We start from the raw sequence: 14,996 nt of genomic DNA on the forward strand, positions 1-14,996 counted from the left end.
TTCCATGGATGATTTGTCACCGTCGGATCTAAAAACGATCCTGCACTCCAAACGCGCGAATCTGTATTACCTCCAACATTGCCGAGTCCTGGTCAATGGCGGTCGTGTCGAGTACGTCACCGACGAAGGCAAGCAATCGCGCTACTGGAACATTCCCATTGCCAACACGACATCGCTGCTGCTGGGAACGGGCACGTCGATTACCCAGGCCGCGATGCGCGAGCTGGCAAAGGCCGGGGTGCTGGTGGGGTTCTGTGGCGGTGGCGGCACGCCACTGTTCGCGGCGAACGAAGTCGATGTGGATGTCGCCTGGCTGACCCCGCAGAGCGAATATCGACCGACCGAGTATATGCAGCATTGGGTGCGTTTCTGGTTCGATGACGACAAGCGCCTCGACGCTGCCCGCGCCTTCCAGATGGCGCGGTTATCGCGCATCGAATCGCTCTGGCAAAGCCGGCCGCTCAAGGAGGCAGGTTTTGACATATCCGCACAGCATTTGAGTGATGCACTGGCACAACATAGAGAGGCGATTGCCAGTGCGTCCGATACCGTGGAATTGCTGACGCTCGAAGCGCGTTTGACCAAGACGTTGTTCAAGCTGGCGGCGCAAGCGGTGAAGTATGGCCAGTTCACGCGTGCCAAGCGGGGGAGTGGGGCCGACCCCGCAAACCGGTTTCTCGATCATGGCAATTACCTCGCCTACGGGCTGGCGGCAACGGCGACCTGGGTCCTGGGGATTCCCCATGGCTTGGCGGTGCTGCATGGCAAGACGCGGCGGGGCGGCTTGGTCTTCGATGTCGCGGACCTGGTCAAGGACGCCATCATTCTCCCGCAAGCGTTTCTCTCGGCCATGAAAGGAGACGAAGAACAGGAGTTTCGCCAGGCGTGTATCGAGCGACTGACGCGTACCGAATCCCTCGACTTCATGATCGATACGCTCAAAGCCGTGGCCCTCGACCTCGGAGGGCCTGACGCATGAATGTGCTGCTGGTCTCCCAGTGCAACAAGAACGCGCTCAAGGAAACGCGGCGCGTCCTCGATCAATTCGCCGAGCGCCGGGGAGAACGTACCTGGCAAACCCCGATTACGCTCGAAGGGCTCGATACGCTGAGAAAGTTGCTGCGCAAGACGGCGCGCAAGAATACCGCCGTGGCATGCCACTGGATTCGCGGGCACGATCACAGCGAGCTTATGTGGGTCGTCGGCGATGCCAAGCGCTTCAACCTCCAGGGCGCGGTACCGACCAACACCACCTCACGGGATATTCTGCGCCGCGAGGACGAAAACGACTGGCATAGTGGCGAGGATATTCTGCTGCTGGCGTCCATGTCAGCATTGCTGCACGACTTGGGCAAGGCGTCTCTGGCCTTCCAGCAACGGCTGCAAGGCAAGCTGGAAGGGCGCAACCTTTACCGTCATGAATGGGCGTCGCTGCGGCTCTTCCAGGCCTTCGTCGGTGACGATGATGATGCGACCTGGCTCGCGCGACTCGCCGAGGGGCGTTATCAAGAGCAAGACTGGCTAGAGAATATGGAGCGCGATGGGCTCGATCCCGAGCCTTCTGCCATATTCCGGCGTTTGCCGCCCTTGGCTGCGGCTCTCGGGTGGTTGATCGTGAGTCACCACCGCATACCGCTCAAGCCACCCGACGATATCTCGAATCCTGCGACACGTTGGGGTAGCCAGAATGTCACGCTGCAAATGGATCAACTGGGAGACGTGCTGTCGCTGATCAATGCGCAGTGGAACGAGATCCCCACGACTCAGGAGCCGAAACGGGTCACGCCGTATTGGACGTTCAGTCAAGGGCTACCGCTTTCCACGCGACGTTGGCGTGAGCGCGCCGCCAAACAGGCGAAACGATTGCTAGCGCGATTATCCGGTGATACGAACTGGCTCGATAGCCCCTATGTCATGCATCTCTCGCGCCTTTCTCTGATGCTGGCGGATCACCACTACTCGAGTCTTGAAGATCCGGCCAGGCGGGTAAGAGGAGAACCCGGCTATCCGCTGGTGGCCAATACCGTGCGCAAGACGGGGCAACCCAACCAATTGCTCGATGAGCATATTCTGGGAGTCGAAAAGCACGCTAGTGCCATCGCGCGTGCCTTGCCGACCGTGGAGAGCCATTTAGCACGTCTGGCGCGGCATAAAGGCTTTCGTAAGAGAAGCGACCATCCTCGCTTTCGTTGGCAGGACAAGGCGTTCGACCTTGCCCAGTCGCTGCGTGAGCGTAGCCAGCGCCAGGGCTTTTTCGGCATCAACATGGCCTCCACCGGTTGCGGTAAAACGCTGGCCAACGGGCGAATCATGTATGCCTTGGCCGACCCTGAGCAGGGTGCGCGTTTTAGCATCGCGCTGGGACTTCGCACGCTTACGCTGCAAACCGGCCAGGCGCTGCGCGAGCGCTTGCATCTCGGGGAAGATGAGCTCGCGGTGCGGGTCGGGGGCAGTGCCAACAAGGCCCTATTCGAGCACTACGAGCAAGACGCCGAAGCCAGCGGTTCGGCCTCGACGCAAGGGCTGATCGATGAAGATGCCCACGTGGTATACGAAGGCAATATCGACACGCATCCCGTGCTTCGCCGCCTGGGGGATGAGCCGGGCACACGCTCGCTGATCGCCGCGCCCATTCTCGTCTGCACCGTGGACCACCTGGTGCCCGCCACTGAAAGCACGCGAGGTGGACGCCAGATCGCGCCGATGCTGCGTTTGATGAGTAGTGATCTGGTGCTCGATGAAATCGACGACTTCGATATCAACGACTTGCCGGCTTTGACACGCCTGGTCCATTGGGCCGGCTTGCTCGGCTCGCGCGTATTGCTGTCATCGGCCACTTTGCCGCCTGCCTTGGTGCACGGATTGTATGAGGCATATCGCAGCGGGCGTGAAGCTTATCAGTGTCATCGCGGCGAGCCAGGCCAGCCCGTGGATATCTGCTGTGCGTGGTTCGACGAAAATGATCGTCAGCATCAGGACTGCGCCGACGGTGACGCCTTCAGCGCCGCGCATGCTGCCTTTGCGACGCGACGCCTCAAGCGCCTGGCCGAGAGTCCCGTGCGCCGCCGAGGCGAACTCCTTCCCTTGCCGGCATTGGGCAAGCGCCCGGAAGATATTCGTGCTGGCCTGGCCGAGGTGCTGCGCACACAGGCTGCTCAGCTACACGAGCGTCACCATTCGCCTGATCCTGTCACCGGCAAGCGCGTAAGCTTCGGTTTGATCCGCATGGCCAATATCGACCCGCTGGTCGATGTTGCCAGATCGCTCTTCCAACAAGGCGCCTTCGCTGGGCAACGCATCCATCTGTGCGTGTACCACTCGCGGCATCCGCTGGTGATGCGCTCGGAAATCGAACGTCGCTTGGATCGCACGTTGCAACGTGCCGAGCCGGACCGTGTGTTCGAGCAGGCCGATATCCGGCGTCTACTTGATGGCAGCGACGAAGCCGACCATCTGTTTATCGTGCTCGGGAGCCCGGTCACCGAAGTTGGTCGCGACCACGACTATGACTGGGCGATTGTCGAGCCTTCCTCCATGCGCTCGATCATTCAGTTGGCCGGGCGGGTATGGCGCCATCGCGATAAACGCTGCGACACGCCGAATATCCAGCTCCTGGAGACCAACCTCAAGCACTTGGAAGACCCTGGGCGACTCGCTTTCCAGCGTCCGGGATTCGAGACCGATGAGGCTTGGCGACTCAATAATCACTCGTTGGATGCGCTGCTCGCGCCGGATGAATATCAGATCATCGACGCTCGCCCCCGTGTGCTGGCACGCGAGACGCTATCCCCACGCGATAGCCTGGTCGATCTGGAGCACCAGCGGCTGATAACGCAAATGCTGGAGCCACCCACGCCGCCGCTGACCAAAAAAGAGCGCAGGCTGGGCATGGAGCCGTCACCACCGCCCTTGGGAGCTTATAGCTGGTATGCCGTGCCGCGTATGCATCTGACCGGCGTACTCACCCAGCGTCAGCGTTTTCGCCAACCCACCCAGACTGACGTAGCGCTCGCGCTATTACCCGACGAGGGCGGCGAAACCTGGACACTGCATCGCGTGGAAGACGGTGCCAAGCGTGGTGAAACGCTGTACGTAGAAGTCGAAGAGAGCTTGATGGCGCGGATAGACCTGGAGCATGAACGGGGCGAGCGCATTCAGCCCTGGGGCGCCGATGACTACCTGACCGCGCTTGCCGATCTCGCCGAGGACCTGGATATCTCGCTCGATAAAGCCGCACGCACGTTCGGCATCGTCAATGCACCCGAAAGCACGCATGGGTGGCGCTATCATCCCGTGCTGGGGTTTGTGAAGAAGTGAGGGCTGGCTGAGGCCAGCCCGAGCTACCTGTACGGCAGCAAACAATTGATAGCGTTAGGTGATATTTCTGAGCTGCTTTTCGGCAGGCATAAAATCATAGCACAGGTCGACAGAGGAAAGATTAACGTTTAACTGATAGTGTAAGTTGATAGGTTGACTTTTACCTTCTGGGTGCTAGGATTGAAGTCACTGGGCGGCGGTGGCGGCCGACGCCCAGTGGAGAGACAAAATAACCTGGTAACTGTGCTGTAGCAGTAAGGAGGTGAGAGGGTGATTGGCTATTGCTCCGTTAGGAGGGTATAGATTTTCTACCCAAACAGCCCTGAGGTTTTTGCCTCGGGGCTCATTGTCCCATTAGCGCTTGTTTTTACCAAGCCCCATCCCGTAAGGACATGTTATGCCCACTATGTCTGGTGGCTGGCAGAGCATCCGTGAGTTAATTGAGGCGTTCTTGAAAGAGCGCTTCGATACCAAAGCGGAAAAGCTGGCTACCGATGATCCCAAGTATCAAACGTTGGTTGAGCAGTTTCAGCGTGAAAACTGGCTCCAAGACGCCGCGCGGCGTGTCAGCCAATTGCAAGTCGTAACCCACTCCCTTAAACCCATTCATCCAGATGCAAAGGGCTCTAATCTTTATGCGCCCCCAGAGTCTCTGGATAAACATCAAGGGGTGGGAAGCCATGTCTTACCGTCGGATTTCGATGGCGATGTCGTAGGTAATGCGGCTGCACTCGATGTCTATAAATTCCTGAAGCTCGAGTATGATGGCAAATCGCTGCTGGAGCGAGTGTTGGAGGAAGACACCGAGCTGGCGCGTGCCTTGAGCGATAATGCAGAGCAGTCACAAGCTTGGATGAAGGCCTTTGCCGCCATTACCGAGCCTCGCGGTGAACACGCCTCTCATACTCGTGCCAAGCAAGTTTACTGGCTGACGGGGGAAGATGCGGCCGATGACGATGACTTCCATCTATTGGCGCCGCTCTATGCAACCTCGCTGGCACATCAAGTCTTTCAGACGATCAATCGCGACCGGTTTAGCGACGAGGCCAAGGAGGCCCGCAAGGCCAAACGCGAAGGGAAGTTGGGTGAGCAGGAAGTTCATGACTATCCCAATATTGCGTCACAAAAGATGGGCGGTACCAAGCCGCAGAATATCTCGCAACTGAATAGCGAGCGAGGCGGTAATAACTACCTACTAGCCTCGTTACCGCCGCGCTGGAACGTTCGCGATATTCGTCCACCGCTGAAGGTCGAGTCAGTACTAGACGACCCCGGAATATTTGGTTGGCGCAAGGAGGTGCGGGTACTGGTCGGTGACCTGAAGCGATTTCTGGAAACAAACCCCAACACGGATATGCATACCCGTGATCTGCGCGATGACTACACCGCCATGATCCTGGATGAGCTCGCACTATTCACGATGCAGATGCACGGACTTCCACCGGGCTGGAGCGCCGACGAAAACTGTCGCCTGGTGATAGAAGAAGCCTTCTGGCTGGATCCTGGCCGTGCGCAAGACGATAGCGAATTTCGCGACGCCCGCAATAGCACCGACTGGCCTGACGAGATTCGGCGGCGATTCGCTAATTGGCTCAACAAGGCACTCGGCGGCAAGTTGCCCCTGGGCGATGTGGAATTTCGCCATTGGCATAAGGAGCTTGCCCGGGATGCCAGCCAGCAACGCTTGTTTGATAGTGACCGTCGTTGGATGGAGGCCTTGATGGACGACCTGGCAAGTCTCGACGATTGGCAGGAGGGAGAAGGCAATGAGTAACGTCAAAAACCTTCTAGTACTGCCGCGTCTCCGCATCCAAAACGCTAACGCGATTTCCAGCCCGATGACGTGGGGCTTTCCGGCCATGAGCGCCTTTGTGGGCATGATGCATGCACTGGAACGCAAGCTGGTGGCGGCGGATATCAACGTATCGCTGGATCGTATTGGGGTGATATGTCACGACGTCGAGGCGCAAGCGACCGAAGGCGGTTACACCCGCGCTTTTCACCTCACACGCAACCCTGTCGATAAAACCGGTGGTACGGCTGCCATTGTCGAAGAAGGCCGCATCCATCTGGATATTACCCTGATATTTGCGATCACTGCCAAGGCGACGGACGAGCAGCGCCAGCAGATTGCACAACAGGCGGGGGATATCGTGGCCGGTATGCGCATAGCGGGTGGCAGTGTGATGCCGAATCCGCGTGTTTCCCCGGATCGGCAACGCCCGATGTGGATCGCGCTGGATGACGATTCGAGTGAGCGCGAAAAACAGTTCAAGCGTCTGAAACGCCGTTGGTTGCCAGGTTTTGCCCTGGTGTTACGCGATGATCGTCTTGCCGAGCACATCGGGACGCTTCAAGCCCAAGACGAAAACACGACGGCGCTGGATGCGTGGCTCGATCTATCGCGCCTCAACCATGAATGCCATGTCGACCCCGAGAGTGAACAGGTGAGCTGGGAAGTACGGCGCCCTTATCCCGGTTGGCTGGTGCCGATTCCGGTGGGGTATGGCGCCATCTCCGAACACTTCGAGCCGGGTAGTGTGGCGAATGCGCGCGATACGCAAACCCCGTTTCGCTTCGTGGAAAGCATTTACTCCATCGGGCAGTGGATCAGTCCTCACCGTTTGACGTGCCCCGAAGACTTGCTTTGGTACGTCGATAACGACCTCGATGCCGGCCTTTATCGCCTTAACAACGACTATGCCCAGCGCGCGCACCGCGCCTAATGACAAGGAGCCCAACAATGGCTAAGAAAGACGACGCTTTGAAAACTGCTTCCGTTCTCGCCTTTGAACGTAAACTCGATCCCTCCGATGCATTGCTCTATGCCGGGCAATGGTCGCAACGTGATGCGCTGGAAGACTGGCAGGCGGTGTCGGTTCGTGAAAAGTCGGTGCGCGGTACGATCTCCAACCGCCTCAAGGCCAAGGAGCAAGATCCTGCGAAGCTCGATGCCGCAATCGAGAATCCCAACCTCCAGACCGTCGATGTCGCCACCTTGCCCCATGACACCGACACGCTGATGGCACGTTTCACGTTGCGGGTGCTGGGCGGCGCGGGTACCCCTTCGGCATGCAATAACGCCGACTATCAAGCCAAGTTGCAACAGGCCGTTGCGGACTATGTGAAGGCGCAAGGGTTCGGTGAATTGGCGCGGCGTTATGCCCAAAACCTGGCGAATGGGCGTTTCTTGTGGCGTAACCGGGTCGGCGCCGAACAAGTCGAGGTGCGCATTCGACGCATGGAAAAGGGCCACGTCGCCAAAGAATGGACATTCGATGCACTGAGTTTGTCACTCCGCGGTTTTGACAGTGATACGCAAACTTCGGAGTTGGCTCAGGATATTGCGGACGCCCTCGCGGGCGAGCGTCATTTGATCCTGGAAGTCATCGCCTTTGCGCATGTGGGTAACGGGCAGGAAGTTTTCCCATCACAAGAGCTGATTCTGGAGCGCGGACGGGGCGATAAAAGCAAGACGCTCTATAGCGTTGGCGATGTGGCCGCCATCCACTCCCAGAAGCTCGGCAATGCCATCCGCACCATCGATACCTGGTATCCGGCGCCGGAAGATGGCAGTGACCTCGGCCCCATCGCCGTCGAGCCTTATGGCTCCGTGACCACTCAGGGTGCCGCCTATCGCCAGCCCAAGCAGAAAGTGGATTTTTATTCGCTACTGGATAACTGGATGATCAAGGATCAAGTGCCGGAAACGGAACAGCAGCACTTCGTGATGGCGACCTTGATTCGCGGTGGTGTCTTCGGCGAAGCGGGGTAAGTCATGGACCATTATCTCGATATTCGGCTACGGCCGGATCCGGAGTTTCCGGCGTCGATGCTGATGAACGCACTCTACAGCAAGCTCCATCGGGCGCTTTATGATCTGCAGGCCGATGATATCGGCGTGAGCCTGCCCGATCACAAAACCGGCGTGCGGGCACGCACACCGGGTGATCGGTTGCGGCTACATGCGCGACAAGAGCGGCTCGAGCAACTGATGGCGCTTTCATGGTTGGCGGGCATGCGTGACCACGTCGAGCTTGCCGATATTGCACCGGTGCCGGCGGCGACGCGCCATTGTCGTGTTACACGGCGGCAGTTCAATACGGGCGGCCCAAGCCGGGTCAAGCGTTACGCACGTCGCCACGACATCAGCGAAGAAGAAGCGCGCCAGTGCCTATCGGCTCCCGCAGAACGCAAGATCTCACTGCCGTTCGTGCAAGTGAACAGCCGTTCTAGTGGTCAACGCTTTGCACTGTTTATCGAACACGGCGCCCCCCTGGACGAGCCTGCGGCTGGACACTTCAACCACTATGGGTTGAGCCGTGAAGCGACCGTGCCGTGGTTTTGACCCTTTTTTGGCGCTGTTTTTAAGTGCCTTATAAATCAATGACCTAGCGCCACCCCTTACAAAAGGGTGTGGCGCTTTCTTTGCACGAATGCTCTTTAACAATCAGGCATTTAGCTATGATAAGCTCTAGTGCGCTGCCGCCCAGGCAGCTCAGAAAGCGTGCGCTTGCTGGTACAAGACGAAGCGCATGTGCGCTGCCGCCCAGGCAGCTCAGAAAAACGAGCAAGATGTTGAATTGCTTAAAAAAATGTGCGCTGCCGCCCAGGCAGCTCAGAAATTCCCAAACTATACACGCACCCGTTATTCCGTGTGCGCTGCCGCCCAGGCAGCTCAGAAACGTCTCCGCCATCCTCTGTGTCTGGAACGAGAGTGCGCTGCCGCCCAGGCAGCTCAGAAAACGAGGCGACGGCAAGATACAGCTTGAGGCCAGTGCGCTGCCGCCCAGGCAGCTCAGAAAACCGCAAATCCACGCAGCAAGAGGAAAGCGACGTGCGCTGCCGCCCAGGCAGCTCAGAAATTCTTTTTTGCGACGCATTTCGTTTGCGCGCCGTGCGCTGCCGCCCAGGCAGCTCAGAAATGATCGAAGACCCGATCAAGGAAAGCATCAAGGTGCGCTGCCGCCCAGGCAGCTCAGAAATTGCCGCAATTGGGGTTCAGCCAGGTCTACCCGTGCGCTGCCGCCCAGGCAGCTCAGAAATGAAAGCGTGGTGATCGTCTCGAGCGGCGAGGGTGCGCTGCCGCCCAGGCAGCTCAGAAAAATGACCGCCGTCATTCTCCTCATCATACTGCGTGCGCTGCCGCCCAGGCAGCTCAGAAACAGATCCCTTCCTCGACAGCGCTGGCCGCGTGGTGCGCTGCCGCCCAGGCAGCTCAGAAAATGCAGGACGACTTCAAGCATTGGGCGACTCATGTGCGCTGCCGCCCAGGCAGCTCAGAAAGTGTGACGATAACCACAAGTCGATACTCTACGGTGCGCTGCCGCCCAGGCAGCTCAGAAAATTTCAGCACGCACGCCTGCGGCGTTAAATCGGTGCGCTGCCGCCCAGGCAGCTCAGAAAATTAAGCGCAACACGCGGCCTAATTGTTGTACGTGCGCTGCCGCCCAGGCAGCTCAGAAATCATTTAGCAGGAAGGCCGCAAGCGCTTCGCGGTGCGCTGCCGCCCAGGCAGCTCAGAAAAGCTTCCGTGATGGTGGAGCCGATGCAGTGGCGTGCGCTGCCGCCCAGGCAGCTCAGAAAACGAAAGCGCATGCGGGGTTTGGTCATGTCAGGTGCGCTGCCGCCCAGGCAGCTCAGAAATGCGTCCTGGCGATATTATCGCCGTGTCCGACGTGCGCTGCCGCCCAGGCAGCTCAGAAATGCGTCCTGGCGATATTATCGCCGTGTCCGACGTGCGCTGCCGCCCAGGCAGCTCAGAAAATCTTCTACGACCTCGATCTGCGAGCGGTAGTGTGCGCTGCCGCCCAGGCAGCTCAGAAAAGCGGGATGAGTGAAGACGAATACCGCATGGCGTGCGCTGCCGCCCAGGCAGCTCAGAAAAACGACCGCGAGGCGCTGCGCTTCTTTCTCGCGTGCGCTGCCGCCCAGGCAGCTCAGAAAGTTGGTCTTGAGCCAGGTGAAGAAGCCACCGGGTGCGCTGCCGCCCAGGCAGCTCAGAAAATCTTGATCAGGCGTCCGCCGAATGACTGCGAGTGCGCTGCCGCCCAGGCAGCTCAGAAATCTCAGACAACAGACTTCAGTATGGAGCTCCGTGTGCGCTGCCGCCCAGGCAGCTCAGAAAATGCGTCACCCATAGTTTTTGGGAATTTTTGAGTGCGCTGCCGCCCAGGCAGCTCAGAAATCCGGCACGGCATCGAGGCGCAGCCGGCCCGTGTGCGCTGCCGCCCAGGCAGCTCAGAAAGTCGTGAGTCGCCAATCGCGCATTGCCGCCGGGTGCGCTGCCGCCCAGGCAGCTCAGAAATGATGAAAACGTATGCAGTAGTTATCGACGGTGTGCGCTGCCGCCCAGGCAGCTCAGAAATAATGGCGAGCCTCAACAAGATCATTAAGGAGGTGCGCTGCCGCCCAGGCAGCTCAGAAAATGTCGCTACGGTCGATATCCCAGTGGCGCCACGTGCGCTGCCGCCCAGGCAGCTCAGAAAAGGAAGGATTCGCGCTGTTCCGCACTAAGTAAGTGCGCTGCCGCCCAGGCAGCTCAGAAAAGATGCCCGGCGCGCCAGCCGACGGCTATCATGTGCGCTGCCGCCCAGGCAGCTCAGAAAAAAAACCACAAGTCAGGCGTGCCAAACGACAAGTGCGCTGCCGCCCAGGCAGCTCAGAAAAATTGCGTTACGACATGGCTTATCAAGCTTACGTGCGCTGCCGCCCAGGCAGCTCAGAAAGCCTGGCGTGAAGCGCGAGAACATGCCCTTGAGTGCGCTGCCGCCCAGGCAGCTCAGAAAAAGCGCCGTCACTGCCTTTGCTCGGCGTCGCCGTGCGCTGCCGCCCAGGCAGCTCAGAAATGGCCATGCTACGGCGCAAACTGACGCGATGAGTGCGCTGCCGCCCAGGCAGCTCAGAAAAGTTTCTTACTTAGGAACCCCAGCGGCTCCCAGTGCGCTGCCGCCCAGGCAGCTCAGAAATAGCGACTGGTGCGACGGGTGGCCACCGCGCAGTGCGCTGCCGCCCAGGCAGCTCAGAAATGGTACGCACCCACCTGGCCGCCGATATCGCTGTGCGCTGCCGCCCAGGCAGCTCAGAAAGCACGTCGAGCTACGAGGCGAACTCGACAATGGTGCGCTGCCGCCCAGGCAGCTCAGAAAACCCGCGTATCTCGCCAAGTGACGAGCATCGTGTGCGCTGCCGCCCAGGCAGCTCAGAAATAATAGCGACTCCGAGCGTCCCGAACCGAGTCGTGCGCTGCCGCCCAGGCAGCTCAGAAATCGAGCCACACATGGCCAATGACGCCGGCGCCGTGCGCTGCCGCCCAGGCAGCTCAGAAACACGACCTCGACATTGCCGATGATCTTGGTAGGTGCGCTGCCGCCCAGGCAGCTCAGAAATGCTCGTAGGCACTTTCATGCTCGGGCCCGACGTGCGCTGCCGCCCAGGCAGCTCAGAAATTGCCGCGTATCACCATCTGCGCGACGCGGCGGTGCGCTGCCGCCCAGGCAGCTCAGAAAAGTGCCCGATCTGTGGGTCGGCAATCCAGACGGTGCGCTGCCGCCCAGGCAGCTCAGAAAGCGTGATGCTGATGCTGGGGCGCGGCGTGCTGGTGCGCTGCCGCCCAGGCAGCTCAGAAAAGGAGATGACGCAGGGCTTCATCCAGGATTGCGGTGCGCTGCCGCCCAGGCAGCTCAGAAAATTGACATACGTCGTCGGTAAGACGGTCTCGAGTGCGCTGCCGCCCAGGCAGCTCAGAAAATAGTAGCCGCCGAGCTAGGCGACACAGTAGAGTGCGCTGCCGCCCAGGCAGCTCAGAAATAGCCCATTGAGCGTCTGATTGATTGCCGTAATGTGCGCTGCCGCCCAGGCAGCTCAGAAATGGTACATCGTGCTGAATTACGCGCGCTATTCGTGCGCTGCCGCCCAGGCAGCTCAGAAATTGGTCAAGCAAGCCCATCGGCGAACCCTTCGGTGCGCTGCCGCCCAGGCAGCTCAGAAATTCCGGCGAACCTGATGAGAGAGACGCGGCATGTGCGCTGCCGCCCAGGCAGCTCAGAAAACCGTTCGGTAGAGAACCTGCTGCATCGCAAAGTGCGCTGCCGCCCAGGCAGCTCAGAAATTCACAGGTTGCCCAATGCGGCGAGACAGCTCGTGCGCTGCCGCCCAGGCAGCTCAGAAAACCCGTATCTTGCCGCGACGGGGTTTGCTGCAAGTTCGCTGCCGCCCAGGCAGCTCAGAAATGGGCGACGAGGACGCCCAGAGCGACCTGGCCGTTCGCTGCCGCCCAGGCAGCTCAGAAAGCATCGACAATTTCGGTCAGAACCTGGTCGCCGTTCGCTGCCGCCCAGGCAGCTCAGAAAAAAGGGGAACACGAGCAACATGTACAAAATCAGTTCGCTGCCGCCCAGGCAGCTCAGAAAAGTGCTTCCATGTAACACCCGATCCTAATACTTGTTCGCTGCCGCCCAGGCAGCTCAGAAATTGCAGCGCGACGGGCAAATCTCACAAAAGCAAGTTCGCTGCCGCCCAGGCAGCTCAGAAATTCTATGCAGTGCGTTTCGTGATTCGGTAGGGGTTCGCTGCCGCCCAGGCAGCTCAGAAAAGTAGAAAGACGGCATAGGCTAGCCCGATGACGTTCGCTGCCGCCCAGGCAGCTCAGAAATGAGGACGCACCACGGACGCATGTGGCCAGGGGTTCGCTGCCGCCCAGGCAGCTCAGAAACAGTTCGCCGGCGGGCGCTCGCTCTACGTGCCGTTTGCTGCCGCCCAGGCAGCTCAGAAATTGACCCAAAGCGGGTACATGGCGCGCTCTCGGTTCGCTGCCGCCCAGGCAGCTCAGAAATTCGCCGGCGACCCGCCGGAGCTTTTCGTATTGTTCGCTGCCGCCCAGGCAGCTCAGAAAATGTCCTCGTTGAGTGGGTCATCGGGATCGACGTTCGCTGCCGCCCAGGCAGCTCAGAAAATGCGGGGTCGGAAAGATAAATTTTCTTTCCTGTGCGCTGCCGCCCAGGCAGCTCAGAAAGGCATGAACTTGCGTTCGTGAGTGAAATTGGCTGTGCGCTGCCGCCCAGGCAGCTCAGAAATGCGCGGCAAGCAGGGCGTGGTGGTGATCGACGTGCGCTGCCGCCCAGGCAGCTCAGAAAGCACGTACTCGACAGCCTCGCTCTCGTCCATTGTGCGCTGCCGCCCAGGCAGCTCAGAAAGCCAGTTCTTATGCGCGCATGGAACTTCTGTCGTGCGCTGCTGCCCAGGCAGCTCAGAAAGTTTTTTGAGAAGTTCATGGCGTTCTTCCAACGTTCGCTGCCGCCCAGGCAGCTCAGAAAAAATCAAACACGTTGGGAACCGGCGGTGCCGGGTTCGCTGCCGCCCAGGCAGCTCAGAAACGATGACGCTCGATTGGCAGCCCGATCCCGAGGTTCGCTGCCGCCCAGGCAGCTCAGAAAACTCACGATCAAGCAAGCGATGTTCGTGGTTTGTATAGCGTATATATATGCTATACAACATCGAGGTGGTGAACTACGAGGATTACCACTGACAAGGGCGTGAGCATGCCCCCCCGTTTGGCTCAAGCAACAGTATATCGGCCCGAGCGGTCGCGTGTCCGAAGTGTTGAACCGCAAGCGCAAGCTCAGTCTGCGCATGATTCGGCGGCTTCACGATGGGCTCAATATTCCTTACGAGAGCCTGATGAACGAGACGGGCGCCTGAATTATTACTCTTTTTCTGCCAGTACTTCCTTCAGCCGATCGGGAAAGTTGGTGAAGAGGCCGTCGACGCCCCAGTCGAGCAGTTGGCGCATCTGGTCTTTTTCGTTGATGGTGTAGACGTGCACCAGCAGGTCGTTGGCGTGGGCCTGCTCGATGAAGCCGGCGTCGATGACGGGTTCACCTTCGTAAAGGTCGTTGGGGCCGACGCCGTCGGCGTAGTCGGCGATGGCTTGGAAGTCGGCATCGGTGATGTCGGCTGGGCTGGGGGTGACGCCGGTCCATTCCTCGAGGGTGTTGCCGTCTTCGCTGGGGGAGTACCAGAGCAGTTGGACAAGCGGAATATCGGGGTTGAGGTCGTGAACTTCCTGCAGGCTGGCTTGGCTGAAGGATTGGATGACCACGGCGCCCGATTGCACCAGGCCTTCGGCTTCGAGCTTGCTGACCAGGGCGTCTTGCAGTTCGGGGTAGTCCTTGGGTGACTTGGTCTCGATATAGTAGCGCACGTCCTGACCGTAGCGGTCGATGACTTCGTCCAGAGTAAGCAGCTTGGCGCCGGCGTAGGCGTCGTCGGCGTATTCCGGGTGGGCTGCGTTGAACCAACTACCGGCGTCGAGTGCCTTGAGTTCGTCGAGGCTGTGTTCCTTCACCGGCCCTTGGCCATCGGTGGTGCGTTCCAGGGTGGTGTCGTGAATGGCCACCAGGCGCCCATCGGCACTCATGTGGACATCCAGCTCAAGGTAGTCGGCGCCCATGGCGAGCGCTTTGTCGTAGGCGTACCAGGTATGTTCCGGGGCGTGGCCGCTAGCTCCGCGGTGAGCGATGACCTGGAAATTCTGAAGATCCTGGCGTTGCTGTTCGAGTGCCTCGGTCTGGGCGGCCACGGGCGCCACGAGTGTGGCGCTGCCGAGCAGGGCCAGCGTGGACGAAAGCACAGGGCGAAGAGTCGACATGGTCATCCTTTTGTTGAGTGTTTATGCAACA

Annotated in this window: 7 protein-coding genes and 1 CRISPR repeat array; of the genes, 6 read left to right on the top strand and 1 reads right to left on the bottom strand. The window is 59.5% G+C overall.

Features of this window, described 5'->3' with window-relative positions; translation table 11 throughout:
• Window positions 1–4: 4 nt before the first annotated feature.
• The 6 genes from cas1f to cas6f all read left to right on the top strand — a co-directional run bounded on the left by cas1f (window position 5) and on the right by cas6f (window position 8,665).
• Window positions 5–979 (top strand): type I-F CRISPR-associated endonuclease Cas1f, encoded by a 975-nt coding sequence (cas1f, locus tag L1073_RS08230; RefSeq protein ID WP_246898334.1) that lies wholly within the window; start codon window positions 5–7, stop codon window positions 977–979.
• Window positions 976–4,317 (top strand): type I-F CRISPR-associated helicase Cas3f, encoded by a 3,342-nt coding sequence (gene cas3f, locus L1073_RS08235; RefSeq protein WP_246898336.1) that lies wholly within the window; start codon window positions 976–978, stop codon window positions 4,315–4,317. The genes cas1f and cas3f overlap by 4 nt, the downstream gene beginning before the upstream one ends.
• A 406-nt stretch (window positions 4,318–4,723) precedes the next feature.
• Entirely contained in the window at window positions 4,724–6,091 is a 1,368-nt protein-coding gene (csy1, locus tag L1073_RS08240) for a type I-F CRISPR-associated protein Csy1 (protein WP_246898337.1), read from the top strand.
• Window positions 6,084–7,043, top strand: coding sequence for a type I-F CRISPR-associated protein Csy2 (csy2, locus tag L1073_RS08245; protein ID WP_246898339.1), 960 nt, complete (start codon window positions 6,084–6,086; stop codon window positions 7,041–7,043). Before csy1 ends, csy2 begins: the two co-directional genes overlap by 8 nt.
• A gap of 17 nt (window positions 7,044–7,060) precedes the next feature.
• Entirely contained in the window at window positions 7,061–8,092 is a 1,032-nt protein-coding gene (gene csy3 / locus L1073_RS08250) for a type I-F CRISPR-associated protein Csy3 (RefSeq protein WP_246898341.1), read from the top strand.
• 3 nt (window positions 8,093–8,095) lie between these two features.
• Window positions 8,096–8,665: a type I-F CRISPR-associated endoribonuclease Cas6/Csy4 gene (gene cas6f / locus L1073_RS08255; RefSeq protein ID WP_246898343.1), complete on the top strand. Its 570-nt coding sequence runs from the start codon at window positions 8,096–8,098 to the stop codon at window positions 8,663–8,665.
• A 129-nt stretch (window positions 8,666–8,794) separates the two neighbouring features.
• Window positions 8,795–13,751: a CRISPR direct-repeat array (repeat unit 28 nt; unit sequence GTGCGCTGCCGCCCAGGCAGCTCAGAAA).
• 269 nt (window positions 13,752–14,020) lie between these two features.
• Here the strand turns inward: cas6f and L1073_RS08260 are convergent.
• Window positions 14,021–14,965, bottom strand: a complete 945-nt coding sequence (locus L1073_RS08260) for a glycerophosphodiester phosphodiesterase (protein WP_246898345.1) — start codon at window positions 14,963–14,965, stop codon at window positions 14,021–14,023.
• Window positions 14,966–14,996: the final 31 nt, after the last annotated feature.

The sequence above is a fragment of the Chromohalobacter nigrandesensis genome (assembly GCF_023061285.1).
Taxonomy (GTDB): Bacteria; Pseudomonadota; Gammaproteobacteria; order Pseudomonadales; family Halomonadaceae; genus Chromohalobacter; species Chromohalobacter nigrandesensis.